The 23,822-nt window shown below is 62.2% G+C and carries 18 protein-coding genes; 7 read left to right on the forward strand and 11 right to left on the reverse strand.

Translation table 11 applies throughout. The features are described 5' to 3' along the window. Window positions 1–46 precede the first annotated feature (46 nt). Both bamA and C7378_RS14720 read left to right on the forward strand, forming a co-directional pair. Window positions 47–2,953: an outer membrane protein assembly factor BamA gene (bamA, locus tag C7378_RS14715; RefSeq protein ID WP_341539155.1), complete on the forward strand. Its 2,907-nt coding sequence runs from the start codon at window positions 47–49 to the stop codon at window positions 2,951–2,953. Between the two features lie 168 nt (window positions 2,954–3,121). Then, window positions 3,122–3,736: a hypothetical protein gene (locus C7378_RS14720; RefSeq protein ID WP_131998428.1), complete on the forward strand. Its 615-nt coding sequence runs from the start codon at window positions 3,122–3,124 to the stop codon at window positions 3,734–3,736. Window positions 3,737–3,803: 67 nt separating this feature from the next. On the opposite strand, the gene C7378_RS17865 is transcribed toward C7378_RS14720, so the two are convergent. The 4 genes from C7378_RS17865 to accC all read right to left on the reverse strand — a co-directional run bounded on the left by C7378_RS17865 (window position 3,804) and on the right by accC (window position 8,360). Further along, a complete protein-coding gene (locus tag C7378_RS17865) occupies window positions 3,804–4,694 on the reverse strand; it encodes a response regulator (protein WP_207901448.1) in 891 nt (296 codons plus the stop codon). An 839-nt stretch (window positions 4,695–5,533) separates the two neighbouring features. Beyond that, window positions 5,534–6,349 carry a DNA-formamidopyrimidine glycosylase gene (locus C7378_RS14730; RefSeq protein ID WP_131998431.1) on the reverse strand — a complete coding sequence of 272 codons (816 nt, stop codon included), beginning with the start codon at window positions 6,347–6,349 and terminating at the stop codon, window positions 5,534–5,536. Between the two features lie 5 nt (window positions 6,350–6,354). Next, on the reverse strand, window positions 6,355–6,855 hold the full coding sequence (locus tag C7378_RS14735; RefSeq protein WP_131998434.1) for an acyl-CoA carboxylase biotin carboxyl carrier protein subunit: 501 nt from the start codon (window positions 6,853–6,855) through the stop codon (window positions 6,355–6,357). Continuing rightward, window positions 6,852–8,360 (reverse strand): acetyl-CoA carboxylase biotin carboxylase subunit, encoded by a 1,509-nt coding sequence (gene accC, locus C7378_RS14740; RefSeq protein WP_131998437.1) that lies wholly within the window; start codon window positions 8,358–8,360, stop codon window positions 6,852–6,854. Before accC ends, C7378_RS14735 begins: the two co-directional genes overlap by 4 nt. A 141-nt stretch (window positions 8,361–8,501) precedes the next feature. On the opposite strand from accC, the gene C7378_RS14745 reads away from it, so the two are divergent. Continuing rightward, window positions 8,502–9,332, forward strand: a complete 831-nt coding sequence (locus tag C7378_RS14745; RefSeq protein ID WP_131998440.1) for an amidohydrolase family protein — start codon at window positions 8,502–8,504, stop codon at window positions 9,330–9,332. Then, window positions 9,329–10,336 (forward strand): zinc-binding alcohol dehydrogenase family protein, encoded by a 1,008-nt coding sequence (locus C7378_RS14750; RefSeq protein ID WP_131998443.1) that lies wholly within the window; start codon window positions 9,329–9,331, stop codon window positions 10,334–10,336. The genes C7378_RS14745 and C7378_RS14750 overlap by 4 nt, the downstream gene beginning before the upstream one ends. Window positions 10,337–10,345: 9 nt before the next feature. Here C7378_RS14750 and C7378_RS14755 read toward each other — a convergent pair whose 3' ends face one another. Continuing rightward, entirely contained in the window at window positions 10,346–11,371 is a 1,026-nt protein-coding gene (locus C7378_RS14755; RefSeq protein WP_131998446.1) for a hypothetical protein, read from the reverse strand. 144 nt (window positions 11,372–11,515) lie between these two features. Between C7378_RS14755 and fucP the strand changes: the two genes are divergently transcribed. After that, window positions 11,516–12,820: an L-fucose:H+ symporter permease gene (gene fucP, locus C7378_RS14760; protein ID WP_131998449.1), complete on the forward strand. Its 1,305-nt coding sequence runs from the start codon at window positions 11,516–11,518 to the stop codon at window positions 12,818–12,820. A 5-nt stretch (window positions 12,821–12,825) separates the two neighbouring features. On the opposite strand, the gene C7378_RS14765 is transcribed toward fucP, so the two are convergent. Continuing rightward, window positions 12,826–15,189, reverse strand: a complete 2,364-nt coding sequence (locus C7378_RS14765; RefSeq protein WP_341539156.1) for a molybdopterin-containing oxidoreductase family protein — start codon at window positions 15,187–15,189, stop codon at window positions 12,826–12,828. Between C7378_RS14765 and C7378_RS14770 the strand changes: the two genes are divergently transcribed. Further along, window positions 15,097–15,483: a YybH family protein gene (locus C7378_RS14770; protein WP_243648278.1), complete on the forward strand. Its 387-nt coding sequence runs from the start codon at window positions 15,097–15,099 to the stop codon at window positions 15,481–15,483. The two genes, C7378_RS14765 and C7378_RS14770, sit on opposite strands and share 93 nt — an antisense overlap. A gap of 4 nt (window positions 15,484–15,487) precedes the next feature. Here the strand turns inward: C7378_RS14770 and C7378_RS14775 are convergent, their stop codons facing one another. The 4 genes from C7378_RS14775 to C7378_RS14790 form a co-directional block, all read right to left on the reverse strand. After that, entirely contained in the window at window positions 15,488–18,286 is a 2,799-nt protein-coding gene (locus C7378_RS14775; RefSeq protein WP_131998455.1) for a TonB-dependent receptor, read from the reverse strand. Window positions 18,287–18,381: 95 nt separating this feature from the next. After that, window positions 18,382–18,702 (reverse strand): hypothetical protein, encoded by a 321-nt coding sequence (locus C7378_RS14780; RefSeq protein WP_131998458.1) that lies wholly within the window; start codon window positions 18,700–18,702, stop codon window positions 18,382–18,384. A gap of 24 nt (window positions 18,703–18,726) precedes the next feature. Next, entirely contained in the window at window positions 18,727–21,348 is a 2,622-nt protein-coding gene (locus C7378_RS14785) for a TonB-dependent receptor (protein WP_131998461.1), read from the reverse strand. Window positions 21,349–21,398: 50 nt separating this feature from the next. After that, window positions 21,399–21,704, reverse strand: a complete 306-nt coding sequence (locus C7378_RS14790) for a hypothetical protein (RefSeq protein ID WP_131998464.1) — start codon at window positions 21,702–21,704, stop codon at window positions 21,399–21,401. 82 nt (window positions 21,705–21,786) lie between these two features. Between C7378_RS14790 and C7378_RS14795 the strand changes: the two genes are divergently transcribed. Further along, window positions 21,787–22,806, forward strand: coding sequence for a hypothetical protein (locus C7378_RS14795; RefSeq protein WP_131998467.1), 1,020 nt, complete (start codon window positions 21,787–21,789; stop codon window positions 22,804–22,806). Window positions 22,807–22,815: 9 nt separating this feature from the next. Here the strand turns inward: C7378_RS14795 and C7378_RS14800 are convergent, their stop codons facing one another. Further along, a complete protein-coding gene (locus tag C7378_RS14800; RefSeq protein WP_131998470.1) occupies window positions 22,816–23,736 on the reverse strand; it encodes an AraC family transcriptional regulator in 921 nt (306 codons plus the stop codon). Window positions 23,737–23,822: the final 86 nt, after the last annotated feature.

A 23,822-nucleotide genomic window follows, 5' to 3' on the forward strand; every position in this document is an offset into this window, starting at 1 on the left:
TAATCGCCTTTTCCCTACGAGTGGATCGATCTTTAGCAGTGAGGGTGTGCCTATCTTTCCCGTGATGCAAGGGAGCGCAAGTTCCCCAACCGAACAGCAGCAGCCTGCGTGTGGTCTACTCCGCCGTGCGCTGAAGTATTTTGTCTTCCTGCTCCTCTGCTTCACGTTCCTTCCGGCGTCGCTTCCGGCCCGGGCGCAACAGCAGCAGCCTCAGCAGGTCATTACCAGCATTCGGGTCATCGGCAACCGCCGCATACCGAAGGAGACGATCCTCGCCCGGCTCTTCAGCCACGAGAACGACACCTATGACCCTCAGACGGTGGAGCGCGACTTCAACTCGCTGTGGAATACCGGCTACTTTGAAGACGTCCGCATCGAGAAGGAAGATAGCCCGAAGGGCGTCATCCTGGATATTTATGTTCGCGAGAAGCCCACGATCCGCGAGATCAACTACAAGGGGCTGAACTCGGTTACCCAGTCCGACGTTCTCGACCGCTACAAGAAGGAAAAGGTCGGACTCTCGATCGAGAGCCAGTACGATCCGACCCGTATTGCCCGTGCGGTGACCGTGCTGCATGAGCTGCTGGCCGAGCATGGCCACCAGTTCGCCACGATCAAGACGGACGTGAAGACGATTCCCCCGGCCTCAGTGCAGGTGAACTTCAACATCAAGGAAGGCCCCAAGGTGAAGGTGGGCAACATCACCTTTACCGGAAACCGGCATCTGAGCTCGCGGGTACTCCGCGAGTCGATGAGGAACCTGCGGCCTATCGGGATTCCGCACTCGCTTATCTTTGAGAATCTCTTTGCGAAGACCTACGACGCCTCGAAGCTGGAAGAAGATGCCGAGCGCGTGCGCCAGGCCTATCGTGACAAGGGCTACTTCCGCGCCTCGACAGGCGATCCGGTTACCCGTATCCGCAATGAAGGCGGCCTGTCCTTCCTGACCTTCCGCCCGCGTCGGGGCAAGCGCATCGACATTCGCATTCCGGTCGAGGAGGGCGAGCGTTACCGCCTGGGCACGATTACCTTTACTGGCAACAAGGCGGTCAGCAATCCGCGAGCGCTGCGTGCGCAGTTCAACATGAAGGACGGCTCGTGGTTCGACGCGACTGCCTTCGGCAAGGGGCTGCAGAACCTGCAGAAGGCCTATGGGCAGCTGGGCTACATCAACTTCACTCCGGTGCCTGAGCCGAAGGTCGATGATGTGAAGCACACGATCTCCTTTGTGGTGAACGTCGATGAGGGCAAGCAGTTCTATGTTTCCCGCATCGAATTCCAGGGCAATACTGTCACCCGCGACTTCGTCATCAGGCGCGAACTGGCGCTCGAAGAAGGCCAGGTCTACAACTCCCACCTGTGGGAGCTGAGCATCATGCGGCTGAACCAGCTGGACTACTTCGATCCGCTCAAGGTCGACCAGGATTCGGAGACCCACCAGAACGCCGAAAACGGCACTGTCGACCTGTTGCTCAAGGTGCACGAGAAGGGCAAGAACTCGATTGGTTTGAACGGCGGCGTGAGCGGACTCTCGGGCTCGTTCCTCGGGTTGAACTACCAGACCAACAACTTCCTGGGACTGGGCGAGACGCTGACGCTGCAGGCACAGGCGGGCGATCTGGCGCGCAACCTGACCTTCGGCTTCACCGAGCCCTACCTGCACAACAAGCCGCTGCAGGTCGGCTTCCAGGTCTTCGCCAGCAAGACGGATTACAACTCGTCGAAGGCGTATAACCTGACGGGCTCCTCCGACACGAACGCGAACAACGCTACGAACTCGCTGATCCAGAACTACAACCAGTCGCAGACGGGCGTGAATGTTTCGGCGAGCTATCCGATCCGGCACTCGTTCAAGCGTGTGGGCGTAACTTATTCGCTCAACCGGTCGACGGTAACGACTTTCAGCGGCGCTTCCCAGACCCTGTTCCAGACGCTGGCTTTCCGCAGCGGCATCCAGGGGCAGAATGCGCTCGAAGGCATTGTCAGCAGCCAGATCGGCCTGACCTATTCATGGAACAAGCTGAATGCCAGCTACCAGCCGACCTCTGGATCCGAGTTCACCTCGAACCTGCAGGTAGCCGGTATCTGGGGCAGCGTCCGCTACCTGCAGCCGCTGGTGGAATTCAAACAGTTCCATCCAGTCCGTGGACTGCACCTGGACAACAATGGCCGCAACGTCATCGGCTATCGTGTGCAGGCTGCCTACATCCAGGGCTTCAGCGGCGATGTGGCGCCGCCGTTCCAGCGCTTCTACATGGGCGGCGACAGCGATGTCCGCGGTTTCGATATCCGGTCGGTCACGCCTTATACCTTTGTTCCGACGAGAGTGCTCTTTAACCTGAGCAATCCGGATGGAAGCTGCGTGCAGCGCGATCCAACCAACCCGCAGACCAACCAGTGCGTGCAGGTTCCGCTGCCGGTCTTTGGAACGGTTTCAGCCGGCGGCGATACGATGTTCAACGCCAACGTTGAATATCGCATTCCGCTGATCGGACGCACGGCGGCACTGGAATTGTTCGACGACTTCGGCTTGTCGATGTCGCTGAACCATGGCCAGCTGCAGCAGAGCCCGGAAGGCGCCGACTCACTCAACGCGCCGCTCTATGGCTGCCCCAACTATGTCAACGGCGCTTGCGTCGGCGGCCAGCAGATCAAGTTCCCGACCACGCTGAGCACGATTCCGGGAACCAATGTTGTGCCCCGCATGTCGATCGGCCCGCAGATCTCGGTCATGATGCCGATCATCAATGCGCCGTTCCGTATTTACTACGCGTATAACCCGATGCGGTTGAATCACAGCTTCCTCGGCGAGAACCTGATCACCCGCAGCATGTTCCCGGCGGGCGGGGCAGGCGACTACAGCTACGCACAGGCGCAGCAGCTCTACGGCTCGCTCTATGTGCTGCGCGAACCAGCCAAGACGTTCCGCCTGACGGTCAGCACCACCTTCTAGTCAAGCGGCATACACAACCGGCCCACATCCCTTCCGGGGATGTGGGCATCCTTTTTGGGGGGCCAATCTATGCACGCCGGGAGGCCAACCTATGCGTAGAGATGTTACTCAAAGATAAATAGTCTTCCCAGAGTTCCTGTGGAGCAGTTCATTCTTTGAGGAGTTCTCATGCGTCATCCAATTTCTGCACTGGCGATACTGTTGCTGGCTTTGCCTGTCAGTGCGCAGATGCAATCTGCCTCGTCCTCCACCCAGTCCATGCCGAGTGCACCTTCTCCACGGCAGCAGGTGACTCTACCCAATCCGAAGCACGATGAGCCGATCGTCTCAACCACGGTTGGGTTTACCTATCTGCAAACAGACCTGACGAACGTGAATGGGGGCAAGGCAGGCTACCTGATGGGGTGGTACGGAATTCCGCAGCTTAACCTGACGAAGCATATCGGGGTGCTGGCGGACTTCACGAACTTCTACAACTGGCATGCCCACGCGGGAGAAAACGTCCACGGATTCACTGGCGGCCCGGTGTATATGTTCCCGATGAAGCATATGACGCCGTTTGTATTTGCCGAGGGTGGCGCGGTGCGCGATTCGATGCAGGGCACCGTGAACTGGAGCCCGGCGGTGGTGGGCGGCGCAGGGCTGAACTATAAGCTGACGAGGGCGCTGGCGTTCCAGCTGGTGCCGGGCGAATATGTAGCCACACATCTGTCAAATGGGAACTGGCAGAGCAACTTCAACGCCAAGGCGGGTATTGTGCTGAACATGTACGGCAACCGCTAGACGAAGAAAACCCCACATCGCGATAGAACGATGTGGGGTTAGGGTCAGAGCCTCGCGGGTGAAGAGATCAGGCCTCGACTGCTTCCAGCTCTTCCTCAAGTCCATGGCGGCGGAGCAGGTTGGGCAGGTTCTGCGAGAAGGCAGAGCGGGGCATGACCATGTCGCAGCCTGCCTCGATGGCCTTGGCCTTGAGATCGCCCTGGATGTGCGAGAGAAAGCCGATGACTGAGGTTCCACGCTTGAGCTTGGACTTGATGCGGGGAATGAGCGTGAGCGGCTTGGCGTTGGCGTTGTTGAGATCGAAGACGATCAGCGAGGGACGGTCCTCTTCCGAGGTGCCGGCGAGCTTCGCGACGATGTCCTTGTCAGCCTTGACGAAACCTACCTTGATGCCGAGCTTGCGCGCAGTTTCCTGAATCTTGGCCAGGACAAAAAGATCCTCAATAAAGCAGAAGATGCGGATCGGCGCGTCCTCGCGAATGGGCGCCGGGGGTGGCTCAACATAGGCCGCTTCATTCTGGAAGCCGTTCTGCGGATTGATATTGCCGTTCCCGTTTCCATTGCGGTACTCGATGGTGGAGGGATGTCCCTCGGCGATGTTGCCGTTGGCCACGCGATAACTGTGGTCCATGGGACCGACAAACGAAGGAGCCTGACGGCGCTGCTTGCCTTTGCGGCGCGGGCCGCCCTGACCCTGACCCTGGCCCTGACCATTGCCATTCCCATTTTTCTGATAGAAGCGGTTTTGCTGAGGAGCCTTCTGGCGTGGCGGGGGATTGTTTGGCCGCGGCTGCTGGTTCTGTGCGGCTGGCTGTGCGTTGGCCTGGGGAGTTGCAGGGCCCTTGCCGCCCTTTCGCCGACGGCGGCGGCGGCGATGTTGACCCTGGGGCTGGCCTGGCTGCTGGGGCGCTGCGCTCTCGGGAGCGTTCAGTGAGCCCTCGTTCTGCTCTTGTGTCATGCGTGCACTTCCTGGTGCTTTAGCTGTATGTGGAGCAACGCCAGGAGCGGGCTGCGCCACGGGTGGTAATCCGATTCAAAATCAGTGAAGTTTGCGGGCTGCGAATCGATGGAAACCTCTAGCGATGCCGCGACCTAAAACCCTGCCATTTGCCGGGGGCTCGACCCTGGTTGATTCAGGCATAAATAATCACCGTGCGCTTGATCCCCCAAGGTTGCGAGGAGCGCGGGAGAGGCCTTCCTAAAGAGGCTGCAGTCGATGGAGCGTGATTTTTGTTTTCTACTCACTCTAGTAGTTTGACGCTTGCCGGGACCTGTTAATTCAGCGGGTCTCCATGCTATCGGTTCAATTCCTGGGAACCGTTCAACTCTGACTCTCGAGAGTTGCAGCGAGCACCCCCACAGCTTTATTGGGTAGGCTTCAGCCGCTCGATAGGCAAATCTGATACTACGCGTAAACCTCGACCGTGGCAAGCACGCAACAGAGGAAAAGCGATAAAAACGCAAAACGAGAAGAGCCATCGACCGGGGGTCGATGGCTCTTCACAATGGCCAATCACTGGCCTCCCGAAAAAAGCCCTGACAAATCTTCGTGGGATGTGTGGGCTTTGGTGTCCGGCCCCGGGCGGAACTCCGTAAAGTTCCTGCTCTCTGCAGGCCGGCCCTTATTGGTTGCAGATCCGAAAGACCGGATACTGCACGTCGCTGGCACTCTACTAATAAGCAATTCTTATGCCGTGCATTCAACTTAATGATATGAGTCACTTAGCGGCTTGACAGTAGTCGCAAATTCAGAATCTGGAAGAAAACGAGACTCAATTCTTCGCAATTCCGTAGAAATCAGCTCTGGCAGCGCGGGCACCAGTGGGTGCTGCGGCCGCCGAGGACGGTTCGCCGGATGGCCGTGCCGCAGACGAGGCAGGGCTGGCCGCCGCGCTGGTAAACCCGGTGCTCGAGCTGGAAGAAGCCGCGAACTCCGTCGGCGTCAACGTAATCGGAGACGGAGGAGCCGCCCAGAGCGATGGCATTGCGGAGGACGGCGCGCAGCTCAGTGTGGAGACGCTGCAGTCGTGGACGGGAGAGCCGGCCTGCGATGTGGGTGGGGCGGATGCCCGCGCGGAAGAGGCTCTCGTCGGCGTAGATGTTGCCGACCCCGTGGAGCAGCCGCTGGTTGAGCAGCGCGGACTTGATGGCGAGCTTGCGGCCGCGGAAGAGAGCGACGAAGTCATCAGCAGAGATGGTCAGCGGCTCTGCGCCGGGGCCGGTGAAGGCGGTTCGCTGGAGGGCGAGCCTGCCGAAACGCCGGGCGTCAACAAAACGCAGCTCCCGCCCGGAGTCGAGGGTGAGCAGAGCGTGGGTGTGCGCCGGGACGGGCGTGTCAGGAGTGGAGACCAGAAGGCGGCCGGTCATGCCGAGGTGGACGATCCACTGGAGGCTGCCGGATGCGGGCGGTGCCGGAGTGAGGTCGAAGACGATGTGTTTGCCGACGCGGTGGACCCGGTCAATGGTGGCGCCAGTGATGGCGGCGGCCATCTCGGCGGGAGGTGTCTTGAAGGGCTCGGGCTTGGAGCCGAACCACGCCTGTTCGACGCGCGAGCCGTGGATGCGCTCGTGGACGCCATTGGCGACCGTTTCGACTTCAGGAAGCTCGGGCATAGGAGTTACTCGATGACGGCGAGCACATCGCCGGCGGAGACGGTGTCGCCGGGGGCTACGCGGAGCCCGGAGACGCGGCCCGCTTTCGGCGCTTTGAGCTCGTTCTGCATCTTCATCGCTTCAATGACGAGGATGCCCTGGTTGGCCTCGACCTGATCGCCAGCGGCGGCCAGCAGGCGCACGACACGGCCGGGCATGGGGGCCTTGATGGGGCGGGGCCCGTCGGCGGCGCCGAGGTGAGCGCGGCGCGACTTGAGGGAGCGCGGATCTTCAATGCGATAGATGATGCGGGTGGTTTCGAGATGAATGGCGGGCTCGGCGGGACCGTGCTCCAGGACGCAGCGGAAGGCGCGGCCCTCGATGAGCAGCGACAGGATGCCGGGACGCAGCAGATGGGCGTCGACGGCGAAGGAGCGGCCATCGAGCTCTACGGTGTAGCTGCCGTTGTCCTGCGGATGGAGATCGAGCTTGCGGAGGCGTCCGTCGATTTCGAGTTCAATTTTCATGAGCGCAGGCCTTCGCGTCTTGCTGCTGTTTTCCAATTGGAGACCTGCGGAGACGGCGCAGCGGAAGCGGCGCTGACGCGGCTGGTGGAGTGCTCGAAGATGGCGGCGGCGATAGCCGGGGCATCTTCATGGGCGGCTGGCGGGGGGGGGTGCTGCTGCGCGAGCAGGCGATCGAGGTAGCCGGTGTCGATGCGGGCGGCGCGGAAATCGGCGTCGGCGAGGATGCGGCGAAAGAGGCCGAGATTGGTGCGGATGCCGCCGATGACGTATTCACCGAGGGCGCGCTCGAGCCGGGCGATGGCCATGGCGCGAGTGGGCGCGTAGGCGATGAGTTTAGACAGCATGGGGTCGTAGTCGAGGGGAACGGTCCAGCCCTCGTAGACGCCGCAGTCTTCGCGGATGCCGGGACCGCCGGGCTGGAGCAGGCGGGTGATGCGTCCGGGCGAGGGGAAGAAGCCGTTGTCGGGATCCTCTGCGTAGACGCGGCACTCGATGGCGTGGCCGCGGAGCGTGATGTCGTCCTGCGCGAAGGGAAGGGGCTCACCCTGGGCAATCCTGAGCTGCAGGTGAACGAGGTCGAGGCCGGTGACGAGTTCCGTGACGGGGTGCTCGACCTGCAGGCGGGTATTGACCTCAAGGAAGTAGAAGTTCTCTTCGCTGTCGAGGAGAAACTCGACGGTGCCGGCGTTGGTGTAGCCTGCGGATTTCGCGAGGCGCACGGCGGCCTCGCCCATGCGGCGGCGGAGGTCTGCGCTGACGGCGGCGGAGGGCGCCTCTTCGATGACTTTCTGGTGACGGCGCTGTACGGAGCACTCGCGTTCGCCAAGGGAGACGCAGTTGCCGTGTTCGTCGGCGAGGATCTGGATCTCGATGTGGCGGGGGCGCTCGATGAGCTTCTCAAGGTAGACTTCGCCGGAACCGAAGGCGCGCTCGGCCTCGCTGCGGGCGGAGGCAAAGGCGGAGGCGAGCTCGCTCTCAGAAGAGACGGCGCGCATGCCTTTGCCTCCGCCGCCCGCGGCGGCCTTGAGCATGACGGGGTAGCCTATGCCAGCGGCAACTTCGTGTGCCTCTGCCAGCGAGGCGAGCCCCTGAACGGAGCCGGGTGTGCGGGGCATGCCGGCGGCGTCTGCAGCCTGGCGGGCGCGGGTCTTGGAGCCGAGCATGCGCATGGCAGCGGACGGCGGGCCGATGAACTTGATTCCGGAACGCTCGCAGGCCTCGGCAAAGTCGGCATTCTCGGAGAGAAAGCCGTAGCCCGGATGAATGGCGTCGGCGCCTGTGCTGCGGGCGATCTCGAGAATCAGGTCGCCGCGGAGATAGGACTCTGCGGCAGGAGCAGGGCCGAGGCGGATGGCTTCATCTGCCTCAAGAACGTGGAGCGCGGCGCGGTCGGCGTCAGAGTAAACGGCCACGGTGGTGAGGCCGAGCTCGCGGCAGCCGCGGATGAGGCGCAGCGCTATCTCGCCACGGTTGGCGATGAGAATCTTGCGGAAGATGCGCTTCATAGGAGAACGACTTTCAGCCACGGCAAGAGTGGATTCTAACCGAAAGAGGAAGTCGCGGGCGAGGCGGCCTGGAGGCGTGTTCGCAAACGAGCAACAGCTTTTGCCAATGAAACATCGCGTCCTGTAGATTGACTGTCAGTTATGGCCCTCCGCATTGACGCGCATCATCATCTCTGGAAATACAGCCCTGAGGAGTACGGGTGGATCGGCGAAGGCATGGGCGCGCTCAGGCGCGACTTTCTGCCTGGGGACCTTGAGGCGGAGCTGCGAGTGTGCGGGATAGACGGCGCTATCGCGGTGCAGGCGAGGCAGACGCTCGAAGAGACCGAGTGGCTGCTGGCGCTGGCGGAGAGTTCGCCGGTGATGCGCGGCGTGGTGGGGTGGGCGCCGCTGGCCGGGGACGGGTTTACGGAAACGCTCGAAGGGCTGCTGGCGAGGCCGAAACTCAAGGGGTTGCGCCACGTGATCCAGGATGAGCCGGATGCCGGGTTCATGCGGCGAGAGGATTTCAATCGCGGGGTGGGGTTGATCGGCGATCGGCTGGTCTACGACATTCTTATTTATGAGCGGCAGCTGCCGCAGGCAATTGAGCTGGTCGATCGGCATCCGGGGCAGCGGTTTGTGCTGGACCATCTTGCCAAGCCGCGGATTGGCGAGGGGCTGATGGAGCCGTGGGCGACGGGGATCCGGGAGATGGCACGGCGCGGGAACGTGTGGTGCAAGCTCTCAGGCATGGTGACGGAGGCGGACTGGCAGAGGTGGTCGGTGGAAGGGCTGCGGCCCTATTTCGACACGGTGCTGGAGGCCTTTGGGCCGGGACGGCTGCTCTACGGGTCGGACTGGCCGGTGTGCCTGCTGGCAGCGGATTATGGGCGATGGTTCGGGACGGTCGAGACGCTGGTGGGGGGCTTGTCAGCGGAGGAGCAGGAGCAGATTCTGGGTGGGAATGCCGTGGAGGTTTATCGCTTATGAAGGCACTGGTGATGCCCGGGCCGGAGCAGCTCGCGGTGGAAGAGCGCCCGGAGCCGGGAGCGGCCGAGGGCAGCGCGCTGCTGAAGGTGCGCCTGGTGGGGCTGTGCGGGAGCGACCTGAACTCCTATCGCGGAAGAAATCCGCTGGTGAGCTATCCGCGGATTCTGGGGCACGAGATCGCGGCCACCGTAGTGGAGAGCGGCAGCGCTGAGTTTCCGGCGGGGACGGAGGTAACGATGTCGCCCTACTCGAACTGCGGGCGATGCCCGGCATGCCTGCGGGGAAGGCCCAATGCCTGCCAGAGGAATGAGACGCTGGGGGTGCAGAGGGACGGCGCACTGGCGGAGCTGCTGCGGATGCCGGTCGAGAAGCTTTTCAAGGCGAAACTTACGCTGCGTGAGCTTTGCCTGGTGGAGCCGCTGACGGTGGGTTTCCACGCAGTGGCGCGGGGCCGCGTGCAGAAGACGGACACGGTGGCGGTGTTCGGATGCGGAGGGGTGGGCCTGGGTGCGATTGCGGCTTCAGCATTTCGAGGGGCGACGACGATCGCCATCGATCTGGATGACCAGAAGCTCGAAACGGCACGCAGAGCCGGTGCGGCGCATACACTGCATACGGGGCGGCAGCAGCTGCACGAGACGCTGCTGGAGCTGACGGACGGACGCGGGCCGGATGTGATGATCGAGGCGATCGGACTGCCGTCGACGTTTCGCGCGGCCGTGGAAGAGGTCGCGTTCACGGGCCGCGTGGTCTATATTGGCTACGCAAAGGAGCCGGTGGCGTATGAGACGAAACTGTTTGTGCAGAAGGAGCTGGACGTGCTCGGTTCGCGCAACGCGCTGGCAGAAGATTTTCGCGAGGTGATCCGCATGCTGGAGCAGAAGCGCTTTCCGGTAGAAGAGGCGATTAGCGTGACGGCGCCGCTCGATGCCGCGCCGGAGATATTTGCCGCGTGGAGCGCGGAGCCTGCGCGCTTTACCAAGATCATGATCGAGGTCGGATAGCGATGGTGCTCATGGCAACGCTTGCACCTGCTGCTCTCGGCGGCCATATGATTTTAGGTGCGCTGGTGATGTAATTACGGCCTGAGAACAGGTCCACATCTCGGCGGCAAAAATGGCGGACAGCAGGGTGAATTCGCCGAAAATCCGGGTCTCAGTCCAGATTCCAAACCAGAGGACAACCGCACAACGCGGGACCATCGCATACAGGATTCGAAGATGGCGCGGTGAGAGCAGCTTTCTGTAAAGCCAGAGAAATGGCCAGAGGAAACCAAACGCGCTCAAAATCTGCGGCCATGTTGTAGGCACAGTCAGCCTCATTAGGTTCGCAGGAAACCTGTTTCCAATAACGGACATATTATGTTTGAAAAGGTGATAAATATAGATCTGAACCAGGAGCCAGGCGGTCCCGAGTGCGACCGACTGCGTGATGACCCGCCACCGATTCGCCTCACCCCATTCAGCGGCAAACCAGAGCAGTGCGAGGAAGATGGAAGTTTCGCGATTTGCTGCCATGACTGGCATCATCAGTAAAAGTGGAACCCATTTTCGCCTGAGAACAAGGACAGAACCCACCCCGAACAGTAGAAACTGAGGAAAGTCGTAAGGGTACCAATAGTCTTGTCCGGCTGATCGCGCCACATAGCAGACGAACAGAATTTCGAGCACGACCGCCCAAGGCAGCCACCATGGCTTGATTCCCAGTCGTTTTCCTTCGAGAGTCGCCAGTATTCCTAATCCCAGGACACAGATACGGGCAATCAAGCTCGAAAGTAGCCGTTCCGGGGTCTGCCTTTCACGAGCAGCACCCGCAACATCAATATCATTCGTATGAGTTGCCCTCCTCTTTAGAAGGGCATTCTGCCTGGCCCAGCGCATCACCGGCATCATAAGAGCGCGGCTCTGAAATGGCATGCGCTCCTGTCCTCCTTCATAAGCCTGCATATTGATGAAGCCCACATTGGAATAGAAGATAGAGCTTCCGCAATGCAGCGATGCGATGGTCAATAGCAGAAAGATGAGGAGGCGATGTCTCATTTGGTTTATCCTGATCGGGATTTATTCGCTTGCTCCGGATGACTGCACATACTTTATTACAGTCATCGATCGCCGCGGTCGGAGCTACCGGCCAACGGTAATAGCAGATGGCAAAAGATCATGATCGAGGTCGGATAGAAAACGATGGCCATCAGCTCGCTACCCTCCGCTTCACGCGGCCGCTCCGATCACTCGATCTTTCCTGCAGGGAGCAAGACTCCGTTCTTCCTGGTGACGGCGCTCTTCTTTCTCTGGGGCATTCCGAACAACGTCAACGACGTGCTGATCCGGCAGTTCATGAAGTCATTTGCGATCTCACGACTGGAAGCGGGGCTGGTGCAGTCGGCGTTCTACCTGGGCTATTTTTTGCTGGCGATGCCGGCGGCGCTGCTGATGCGGAAGCGCGGGTACAAGGCCGGTTTTATCACCGGGCTGGTGCTCTTCGGAACAGGCGCGCTGCTCTTCTGGCCGGCGGCGCTGGCGGGGCGCTACATCTTCTTTCTGCTGGCGCTGTTTGTGATTGCGAGCGGACTGGCCTTTCTGGAGACGGCTTCGAACCCCTACATTGCGCAATGCGGGCCACCGGAGGGTTCAGAGCAGCGGTTGAACTTTGCCCAGGCTTTTAACCCGGTGGGCGCGATTGCCGGCGTGCTGATCGGTACGCGGTTCATCTTTTCCGGCGTGGAGCTGACGCCTGCGCAGGTGAGCGCGATGCAGGCAGCAGGGACCTATGCAGCGTATCTGCACAGCGAGACGCTGCGGGTGATCGTTCCCTACGTGGTGCTGGGGCTGCTGGCGCTTTTCTGGGTGGTGCTGATCGCGCGGACGGAGTTTCCGCCGGTGGTGGGCGACACGCACACGGCGAGCGACGAGGGCAACTGGCGGGAGCTGCTGCGGAGGCCACACTTTGTGCAGGCGGTGATTTCGGAGTTCCTCTACGTGGGCGCGCAGGTGGGCACGTGGAGCTACTTCATCTCGTATGTGCAGCAGTATGTCGGCGCGCCGGAGCGGACGGCGGGATACTTCCTGACCGGGACGCTGGTGGCGTTTGGCGCGGGCCGGTTCAGCTCGGCGTGGATGATGCGCTTCTTTGCGCCGAACCGGCTGATGGGACTCTACAGTGTCATCAATCTTGGACTGGTGGCGATTGGAATCTTCAGGCCGGGATGGCTGGGGCTGTGGGCGATCTTTCTCACCAGCTTCTTCATGTCGCTGATGTTCCCGACGATTTTTGCGCTGGGGTTGAAGGACCTGGGCGCGAACTCGAAGATCGGCGGATCAGTGCTGGTGATGTCGATCGTCGGGGGCGCGGTGCTGACGCCGATCATGGGATGGGTTTCCATGGTGACGAAGAGCATGGCGCTGGCGTACACGGTGCCATTTGCGGCGTTCGCGTTCATTGCCTACTTCAGCTTCGTAGGGTCGCAGATTCGACCGAAGCGCGGCTGAAACGGTCAGGCTTTGCGGACGTCCACCAGTGTGGAGTAGAAGGTCGCGCCGCCGCCGATGTCGGTGATGCGTTCGGAGGTAAGGGCGTTGACGTTCTGGCCCTCCGGCGAGAGCTTGTTCCAGTCGAGTGAGGCGGCGAGGACGCCGGGGCGTACGCTGCCGTTGAGGTGAGCGGTGAGCCGGATGGCTCCGCGGCTGTTGAAGACCTCTACCCGGTCGCCCTCGGCGATGCCGCGGGGGGCGGCGTCGGTGGCGTGCATTTCAAGCAGGCCGTTGTGCGCCCGCTCCATGCGGCGGTGTCCCGGGAGATTGGCGAAGGTCGAGTTCATGTAGTTATCGGCTTTGCGCGGCAGGAACTCAAGCGGGTAGGCAGGCGCGGCGGCGTTGCGCGATTCGGTGGGGGGCACGAAGCCGGGCAGCGGATCCAGGCCGCGCGCGGCGAGAGTTTCAGAGTAGAACTCGGCCTTGCCGCTGGGGGTGGTGAAGCCGCCTTCAGCGAAGATCAGGAAGGGCTTGCCGTTCTCCTCTACGGGGAAACGCAGCCGCTGATGACCACCCGCGGCTTCGAGGCTCTCAGCCGTGATGCCGGCGAGAAGCTCGCTCTGGGCCGCGTCACCTGCGCGGAGAGCCTGCGCAATGAGGTCATCGACGGTGTCGCGGAAGCAGGGCTCAGTGAAGCCGATGCGCTCGGCGAGCCGGGTGAAGAGCCAGACATTGGAACGCGATTCGCCGAGGGGCTCGATGGCCTGGCTGGAGAGCTGCGCGTAGTAGTGGCCGTAGGCGCCCTGGATGTCCTTGTGTTCGAGGAAGGTAGTCGCGGGGAGCAGGACGTCGGCGTAGTCGGCGGTGTCGGTGAAGAACTGCTCGTGAACGATGGTGAAGAGGTCGTCGCGCCGCATGCCGCGCAGAACTGCATTCTGGTTGGGCGCGACGGCAGCGGGGTTGGAGTTGTAGACGAAGAGCGCGTGCACGCGGGGCTGGTCGAGGTCATTGAGCGCGTGGCCGAGCTGGGACATGTTGACGATGCGCGCATGGCGGCCGAGAGGGCTCGACAGCATGAGGTCGGGGCGTTCGAGGGCTACCCTGTCCCAGGCGAAGCCGCCGCTGGTCGAGAGCTGCAGACCGCCGCCGAGGTGTTTCCACGCGCCGGTGAGGCAGGGCAGCATGGCAATGGTGCGAGCGGCGGCGCCGCCGTTCTCCGCGCGTTGCACGCCGTAGTTCATGCGGATGACGGCGGGGCTGGCAGTGGCGTATTCGCGGGCGAGGCGCTCGATGTCGGCGGCAGCGATGCCGGTCCAGGCGGCGACACGCTCGGGAGTGTATTCGGCGGCGCGCTCGCGCAGCTGTGCGATGCCGTGGGTGTGCTGCGCGATGTAGTCGCTGTCTTCAAGGCCGTCACGCAGGATGACATGCATCATGCCGAGGGCGAGGGCGACGTCAGTGCCGGGGTTGATGGCGAGGTGCCAGTCGGCAACCCGCGCGGTGCGCGTCTGGTAGGGATCAATGACGATGAGGCGTGCGCCGTTGCGACGCGCCTCCTCGATGAAGGGCCAGAGGTGGATGTTGTTGCCGTGGACGTTGGCGCCCCACGCGAGGATGGTGCGGGCGTGGCGGAAGTGTTCCGTGTCGGTGCCGAGCTTGCGTCCGTAGACGGAGACGAGCGCATCGCCACCGGCGGTCGAGCAGATGGTGCGGTCGAGCTGCGAAGCACCGAGGCGGTGGAAGAAGCGGCGATCCATGGAGCCATAACCGAGCGCGCCGATGGTGCCGGCGTAAGAGTAGGGCAGGATGGATTCGGGGCCATGCTTGGCGGCGATCTGCTTGAGGCGCACGGCTACGGCGTCGAGGGCTTCATCCCAGGAGATGCGCTCGAAGGCGGCGGCCTCTGCGCCTTGCGGGAGCGGACCCTTGGGAACTCCGGCGCGGCGGCGCATGGGGTAGAGCAGGCGGTCAGGCGAGTAGACGCGGTCGAGATATTTCGCAACCTTGCCACAGAGGAAACCGCGGGTGACGGGGTGCGCGGGATCGCCCTCGACGCGGGTGGCGCGGCCGGTTTCGTCGATGGTGACGAGCACGGCGCATGAGTCCGGGCAGTCATGTGAGCAGACGGTATGGACGGTGCGGCTGGCCATCTTTCTATTGTAGGCCGGATTTGCTGGATTCCTGCAGCCCGGATTTTCTCGCTTCGCGTGCGCGCCTCTGGTAGAACAGGCGGCATGAGGAATTTGAAAACAGGGTTGGTGATTGTCTGCCTGGCGATGATGCCGGTGCGGCTGATGGCGGCGCGGACGGCGGAGACGGCGATAAGGCAGGTGCTCGCGGCGCAGGAGGCGGCGTGGAATCGCGGCGACGTCGAGGAGTTCATGCATGGGTATGAGGACTCGCCGGAGACGACCTTCATCGGCAAGAGCGTAGAGCATGGGTATGCGCAGATCCTCGCGCGCTACAAGCGGGTGTATGCGGGCAAGGCGGCGATGGGGACGCTGGAGTTCTCAGATCTCTCGGTGCGCATGCTGGGTGGCGATCATGCGGTGGTGACGGGACGCTTTCACCTGGACCGGGACGCAGCGGCAGGGGGTGAGGCGAAAGGCGTCTTCTCGCTGGTGTTCGAGCGGGAAGATGCAGGGTGGAAGATTATTCTCGACCACACGACCAGCAGTTGAGGAGTCAGTATTCAAAGTCGAGTGAGAACTGCACGCGACGCGGATCGGCAGCCTGCAGCGGCTGGGTGAAGCCGGGGAGAGGCGCGGAGGCTGTGCCGTAGACCGGATTCACGAGGTCGATGTTCTGGTGGTTGATGAGGTTGAAGGATTCGGCAACGATGTCGAGATGGCCGCGCCAGAAGGGGATGGTCTTGAGAATGCGCAGATCGAGCGAAACGCTGGCAGGCGTGCGCAGGCTGTTGCGCCCATACCCAGCAGGGCGCGCTGCAAACGGGTAGATGTGTTCGGCGTTGGAATCAATGCCGGTGAGCGGGTTATCCGCGTAACCGCTGCCTGCGAGCGCGATGCCTGCAACCTCGACGTTGGCCAGTGCTCTCTCGACGAAGTTGTTGGTGGGGTTGTTGTCGCCGTCGTCGGGGTCGTAGCCGAAGGGGAGATCGAAGAGCCCGCTGAGGGCGAAGCGGTGACGCTGATCGAGCAGCGAAGGGGCACGTTCAGCGGGCAAATTGTAGGGGTTCTGCGGCTGCTCCGTGGCGTAGGACGCGTCGTCGATGGTCTTCGAGTAGGTGTATCCGGCGGTGAGCTCAAACTCGTCGGCGAGGCGGCGATCGACGGTGAAGCTGGCGCCGTTGTAGAGGGAGTTGGCCTGGTTCTGGAACTGGTTGATGGCGTCATAAGCGGGGTCGAGACGGGCGCTGCCGAAGAGGTTCGCAACCAGTGGCGGCGCAAGGTTCACGTTGAGGGTGCGCGCCAGTTTGAGGCCGCGGACGAAGTGATAACTTGCGGTGGCGGTCCAGTTGGTGGAGATCTGGTGCTGGACCTCGGCTGAGGCTACTTCGCTATAGGAATTGGCGAGGCCGGGATGCGGGCGGGTGACGCTGGGAGCGAGGGCGGCGACAGGCCGGGCTGCTCCCCCGGCGCGATAGATGGCGGCTGCGAGCACGCCATCGGCGACCTGCTGATAGGCGTGCGCACCGCTGAATTCCAGGGCGCGGTTGATGGCGCTCAACTCATAGCGATCGAAGAAGGTTCCAAAGCCGGAGCGGATGACCCAGCGAGTGGCGGGAGTCCAGGCGAGGCCGATGCGTGGGCTGAAATTTGCGCTGGTGGTGTTGAAGGTTTGCGGCAGGGCATTGCGATCGTAGCGTACGCCGTAATCGATCACGAGAGTGCGGGCAGCGGTCCAATGGTCCTGGGCATAGGCGGAGGTGCGCAGCTCAGCGAAGCTGGTGTCGGGGTTGCCGTAGGACTGCACAAAGAAAGACGGCTGAGCAGCGGCGAGGGCAGGCAGGTCGGCGAAGGCATAGAAGCCGTTGAAGCCGTCGCGAACGGCTGCGCGGAGGCGCACATCTTCTATTCCGATGCCTGCCTTGAGCAGATGGGCATGATGCTGATGAGAGATGGATTCGTAGAGTTCGAAATGGTTCTCATGCCGGAGGCTGTTGCCGGCGAAGGGAGTGCCGAAGTGGACCAGGCCAGCGACGGATGCTCCCGGGCCGGAGCGGCTGCCGGTGCGGAGATCGGCGCGGCGGGTGGCGGCCTGGATACGAAGTTCGTTGACGGTGATGTCGTTGAGAGTGCTGGTCCAGCCGCCGATGAGCGCGTTGTCGCTGAGGAAGGATGTGCCGCGGGCGCTGAGGTCGTTCCACTCAGGCAGGCCGAAGGCGTCGTTGACCGCGCGGGTGTTGGTCATGGCGTAGCGGAGCATGAGCTGGTTGCGCGGGGTGAGGTTGTGGTCTCCGCGCACGGTGAACTCCGTCTGCTGGTTGATGGTGGGGAAGAAGCCGGTGGCGAGGCTGAGGCCGTGCAACGGGCCTGCGGCGGCTGTGGCGGAGTTGACGGCGGAGACGACCTGCGGCGAGAGGTCGCTGGCGTCTTCGCCGCGAGCGTACTCCTGCTCAGCGGCGAAGTAGCCGAAGGTTTTGTCGCGCCGGAGTGCGCGGCCCGCGGAGAGACCGGCGCGGATGGCATTGAGGTCCGGCTTGTAGGGTGCGGCTTCGAGCGGCGGGGTGGCGTCGAGCGCGCCGTTCTGTTCAAAAATGAAGGCGTCGCCGTGGAGCAGATTGGTTCCGCTGCGGGTTTCCACGTCGATGGAGCCGCCTGCAGCGCCGCCTGACTCTGCTGCGTAGCCGTGGTTGACGATCTGAAATTCGCTGATGGCTTCGGGGGACAATTCGGTGCGGGATTCGCCGGTGAATTCGTCGTTGTCGCCTACGCCGTCAATAAAGACTGCATTGCTCGAAGGGCGAAGACCGCCGAAGCTGAAGCCGCTGGCTTCGACGCCGGGCTGCTGCTGGGCGAGTGCCGGGTTAGCGGCGGAAGCCGCGGGCGAGAGCAGGGTGAAGGATAAGTAGTTGCGGCTCTCGACGGGTAGCTCCTCAATGCGCTCGCGATCGATGGTGATGGAGTGACTGGTATCGGAAGGGTCAAGCGCGGCTGCCTGCGCTTTGACCTCCACCTGCTGTGAGGCGCCTGCGGGCTGCAGCCGAACCGCGAGCTGGCTGGTGCTGCCGACGGAGACGTTGACGCCGGAGCCCCGGTAGGCGGCAAAGCCGGGCGAGGAAACACTGATCGTGTAGAGGCCGTCGGGCAGGTTGTTGAAGAAGGCCGCGCCGGCGGAGTCGGTTCTGGTGCTGTGGGTGAAGGCGCGCGCGGCGATGGAGACGGCAACTTCGGCGCCGGGAACCACGCTGCCTGTCGAATCAGTGACGGTGATGTTGAGCGCGCCGTTGACGCGGGAGAGTTGGGCAAAGACAGGAGGGCAGAGTATCAGGCAGAGAGCAGCCTTGAAGCAACGAAGCATGGAGCGACCTCAGATCCGGAAGAGCGATGCAGGGGAGCGCAGACGTGAAGACGGGTCTGCGCACGCGTGGCGCATGGGGTTCTATCGGGCTGAGATCAGATGCGGAGGGGTGGCGGCGAAGAGTTGGCTGCTGCGGCAGGTGGCGATGCAAAGCCGGCAGAGAAGACGGCTGCACAGGGCAGCACAGAGACAAGGCCGAGGAAACACAGACTGTTCAAAGACGAGACAAGAGTGCGCGCGAAGAACTGGACGACGGCGAGCGTGAAGCAAACACCGAGCACGATGCAGAAGCCGCGCATCTCGGTGTCGTTTACAGGGATGACGAAGGGGTCCCAGCGATCGAAGGCTTCGACGAGGGGAGTCAAGACTGCTGCAGCTGCGATGGTGAAGGCTACGAGCTGGAGCAGTCTCTTCAAGGTTTCCCGCTATTGCTTAGATGGTTAAAACTCCAGCTTGAGTTGCGCGACATAGCCGCGGGGAGCGACGAAGTGCGTGCCGCTGAAGGTTGAGAGGAAATTGTAGAGCGCGAGCTTGTTGGTGAGGTTGGTCACAGTGAAGGTCGCGTTGAGCTTGTAGCGATCGTGGCGCAGGAGGTTGTCGTAACCGGCGGCCATGTCAAAGAGGTTGCGGGGAGCGATGCGCGGCGGATTGCGATCGGGGTTCTCCGTGCCCGGTGCAGGGATGCTGAGCAGGGGCGAGGAGAGCAGATTGGGAGCGCAGGAGGTGAGTGGCGCATCAAGGGTGGCGCGCTGGGCGCCGCAGGTGAGCTTGATCTGATTCTGCTGGTCGGGGGTGAGGTAAGCGAGACTGACCGGCGTCGTGGTGTCGGTGGCAAAGGGCGCATTGCCGGCCACCATGCCGCTCTCGTAGTTCCAGGTGAAGCTGTACCAGGGCAAATCGGGTTTGGGCTGGTACTGGACGTTGGTGGTCTGCTGGAAGTTCTGGTCGTGGTCGATGCGGAAAGGCTCGTAGGAGGTGATGCCGCTGGGGTTGTTGAAGAGGATGCCGCCGACCTCAGGACCGAAAAAGCGCGAGCGGGCATGGCCCATGACCGAGTAGGCGGAGACGCCGTGGGTCTGGGGCATGGTGAGACGAAGGTCGAAGCCGTCGATCTTGGATTTGCGCCACTGAATGGGGAAGGTCAGAGGCGTGTTGAGCAGGACGTCGAAGTCGTAGTCGCCCTTGGTTTCCTTCCAGAAGTATTCGGCATCGAGGATGAGGAACTTGCCGAAGCCCTGTTCAAAGCCGGTGTTGTACTGGTTGCGGGTTGCGGGCTTGAGGGCGTGCTGGCCGAAGGCTCCTACGTTCTGCGCGAGGCCGCCGCTGCCGGTGGAGCTGGAGAGGACGAGGTTCTCGTTATACGGCGTGGGCATGAGGCGCGAGTAGCCGAGGCGCAGGACGGTGCCGGTTTTCTTGACCTGATAAGTGATGCCGACGCGGGGTTCGAGCATGTATTTGCGGCTGAGGCCGTTGTAGTTGTCGCCGCGTACTCCGAGGAGGAACTGCCACTGTTTGACGGTGATGGTGTCCTCACCGTAGAGGGCTTCTTCCTTGATGTCGGTGTGGCCCTGGAAGCTGAAGAGCTGACCGCCGCGGGTCAGATCATAGGCGAGGAGGCCGGGTTGAAAGTTGGGATTGGGGTCATAGCCGCTGGCGGCGCAGTTGGCAGGCGAGCTGACGCCGGGCGCGACCACGGGGGTGCCGGTCGAGTCGACGCAGACGGCGTTGTAGGTGGGGCTGGTTACGCCGACGGAGAAGTTCTCATTGAGGAAGGTGTGGTTGAAGTCCGCGCCGAACTTGGCGTTGTTGATGCCCTTCGAGTAGGAGTAATCCACCTTGATGCCGACGTTGCGCAGCATGCGGTCCTGGGCGAGGGTGGCAGGCGTATCGCTGAAGATGTCGTGGCTAGGGTAGTAGTGGGCGTTGTCCTGGCGCATGTATGGGTTGACGCTGAGTACGCCTGTGGTGCCGACGATGTGCGTCCAGAAGGGCGCGACGTTGTAGCTGAAGATCTGGGAGCGCTGATCCTGTCCGGCGGCCTGCTGGTCGTACTGGTTGGGAACATCGAACCAGGAGCGCGAGAGGGACAGGTTGAGGTGAATGCTGTCGGCGGCAGTCGGGGCCACGTCGAAGCGGTTGAAAAGGGCTTCACTGTTGCCGTAGGAGTGGAGGATGGCGAACTCGGGCGTGTCAAGATAGCGGCCGCTGTTGGCGCCGTCGATGGCGGTGAAGTTGCCCATGCGCGAAGAGCCGATACCCATGGAGGCATCCAGAGTGCTGGAACCGAAGGAGCCGTAGCTGGCGGAGACATCGCCGGTGGGGTGGGTGTTGCCGAGGCCGGATTTGGTGGTGGTGCGTGCGACGAGGCTGGCCTTGTCGCCGTACTCGGGGGGGATTACGCCCACGATGACCTGCATGGACTGGATGGAGTTCAGCGAAATCTGGTTGGAAAAGGTCTTGCTCTGCTGGTCGCTGACGGGCTGGCCATCAATGGAGTAGGTGGTGTCGGAGTGTTCGCCGAGGGGATGGAACATGCCGTTCGAGTCGGCGGTGATGCCGGGGCTGCCCAGGGTGATGGCCGAGCTGACGCCGGTGCTGCCGGAGATCATAGGCAGCTTGTCGCTCATGGCGGTGCCGAGGTCCGTCTCATTGATGGCGCTTTTGTTGACGATGTCGTTCGAGTCTGCCTCGACGGTGACGGTGGTGGTCGCCTGCGCGATTTTGAGCGCATAGGTGCGGTTGATGGCGACGGGCGAGGAGATGTCGATGTCGTCAGAGAACGGGTCAAAGCCGGTGGCCTTGACGGTGAGGTGGTAGTGGCCGAAGCCAAGATTGAGAAAGCTGAAGGCTCCGTTGGAGTCGCTGACGGAGGTCTTCTCGAAGCCGCTCATGAGGTTGTGCACCTCGACGACTGCTCCTGGAACGACTGCGCCCGTGGAATCAGTGATGGTGCCGGTGAAGGTGCCTGCCGTGCTGGCTGGCTCACCGCTGATAGCGAAGGCCGGCAGCAGGCTGCAGGTGAGAAAAAGGACGATGGCGCTCACGTGGCGCTGAAGATTCATGAAAATAGACTCCTGGCTGGATGGAAACGGAAAGCGGAAAAGGCTTGCGTTCAGGCCAGGGAGGGTGGGGGGCGGTTCGAGAGTGACCACTCCCAGAAACGAACCGGAGCAGTTGCGATGCGCGGGATGACAAAGCGCGTGGAATAAGCGATCGCGACGACGGCAGCCGATGACCGCGCCGGCATGGCCGAGTGGATGGCCATGCAGAGCTGGCAGTGATCCTGCTGGGTGGGCGTCTCGTGGGAGTGGACAACCTGCAGCGTGGAGGCGAAGAGCAGCAGCAGCACACAGCCGAACGCAAGGACGCGAATGATTCTGCGTCGCGGCATGCCAGGCCAGTTAAGGATGCTTGACAATGCTGAGGCTCTCCACAGATAGGATATAACAGTGCTCTTAGGCAAATCCCGGCTGAGGGTGAATCGTCGAACAGGAAGCGCAATGATGCTACGGACACGTTTGGTTCTGATTCTGGCTGTTATCGCCCTGGTGGCGGCGGCTGTAAGCGGTCGGGCGCAGAGCGCGAATCAGAGACTGATCCTCAAGGACGGCTCCTACCAGGTGGTCACGCGCTACCAGGTGGTCGGTGAGCGGGTGCGCTATATCAGCGCCGAGAGGGGCGGGGACTGGGAAGAAGTTCCAACCGATCTGGTGGACTGGATGGCGACGGATAAATGGAACAAGGCCCACAAGCCCGGGGCCGACCAGGCCTCAGACGCGCAGCCGCAGGCCCCAGCCTCAGAGAGCGCTGCGGATATCGACAAGCAAGAGCAGCAGGAAAGGGCAGACGAGCTGGCACGGCAGCCGTTTGTGGCGCCGAACCTGCGGCTGCCGGACGAGAGCGGCGTGTGGGTGATGGATACCTACAAGAACACGCCGGAGCTGGTTCGGCTGGAGCAGAGCAACGGCGATGTGAATCGCGACACGGGCCACAATGTGCTGCGGTCGGCGATCAACCCGTTGGGCGGGGCGAAGGAGCCGATCCAGATCGACGGAGCGCGGTCAAAGGTGCAGCTGCATGTGAACCTGCCGGAGATCTATGTGAGCCTGGACGGGGGCAGCAATGCGGCGCCGGACAATGCGATGCCGGTGGATACCCACGGCGCGAGCTCAAAGCAGGAGAAGAACGCCTACAGCTCGCCGGCCAGCCGCTACGCGATTGTGAGGGTGCAGCCACGGAAGGGCGTGCGGGTGATCGGCGCGGTGAAGATCAGCATGCTGGGCAAGGTCAGCAACTCAGAGGATGTGGTGGAAACGAGCGACCAGGTGCTGCCCGGCAAGCACTGGATGAAGGTGACGCCGCGCCAGCCACTCAGCTTCGGGGAGTATGCACTCATGGAGCTGCTGGCGCCGGGCGAGGTAAACATGGATGTGTGGGACTTCGGCGTCGATCCGACGGCTCCGGAAAACAAGAATTCGGTGATGCCGATCAAGAGCTCACGCTCTGACCCTGGGCAGTAGTGCTGCCCCTCACATGCCTGCGGCTGCTTTGGCGCGGTCCGGATCAGTCTCACGGCGGCGGCGCCACTGGGTAGGCGTGAGACCGGTGTGGCGCTTGAAGACCTGCATCATGTAAAACTCGCTCGAGAAATGCAGCCTCTCCGCAATCTCCTTGAGCGGCAGGTCGGTCTCGATCAGCAATCGCTTGAGCCGTGCGGTGCGGGCATTCTGGTGAAACCTGTCGGGCGAGTTGCCGAAATATTTTGTAAATTCGCGGCGGAAGGTGCTGTAGCTCATTCCGAAGCGGCGGGCTAGCCGGGCCAGTTCAACGTCTATCTCGGGATTCATGCGGAGATAGTCGCCGGCTTCGTGAAGTCGCTTGTCGCGGCTGGAGCTCAGGCTCGCGTGGGCGGAATTTTCAGGAGCAGAGAGCAGCCGCGAAAGAAGCAAATGGCATAGCGCGGCGGTCTCCAGCGGATTTCTGAGCGTCTGCGGGCGAGCCAGGCGAAGCATTTCCTCAAAGAGCGGCAGAACCAGGCGCTCATTCTCCGAGAGCAGGAGCGGTTTTTGCGGGCGGATGAAGTTGGCTTTTCTCCATGACTCCGCGAGGCTCCCCTGGAAGGTCACCCAGTATTCTTCCCATCCGGACGTCTTCTCTGGCCGGTAGCGGTGCCACTCGCCGGGGAAGAGCATGAGGCAGTCGCCGGCGTGAATGTCGCGCGCGGACTGATGTGCGGACTCAAAGATTCCAGAGCCGTTCAATATGTAGAGGATGGCGAACTCCTCGAGAATCCTTCCTCGCTCCCACTGGAAGTCATAACCTGCAGGATGTGCGACCGGAGGATACGGTCCGTTTGCTCGAACGGTGGCATGGCCGACTCCGGTGACGTAGAGCCCCCAGGCTTTTTCCCTGCTGCTCGGCGTGATGTAGTGACTGACCTGGCTTGCCATAAGCTTTGATCAAAAGTTATATATTGCCGGTCAAATTGTCGATGGCTTAACGAGCCGCGGCAAGCGTAAGGTGTTCCTCGCTAGAT

Origin of the sequence: Acidipila rosea (genome assembly GCF_004339725.1) — a bacterium.
Classification (GTDB): Bacteria; Acidobacteriota; Terriglobia; order Terriglobales; family Acidobacteriaceae; genus Acidipila; species Acidipila rosea.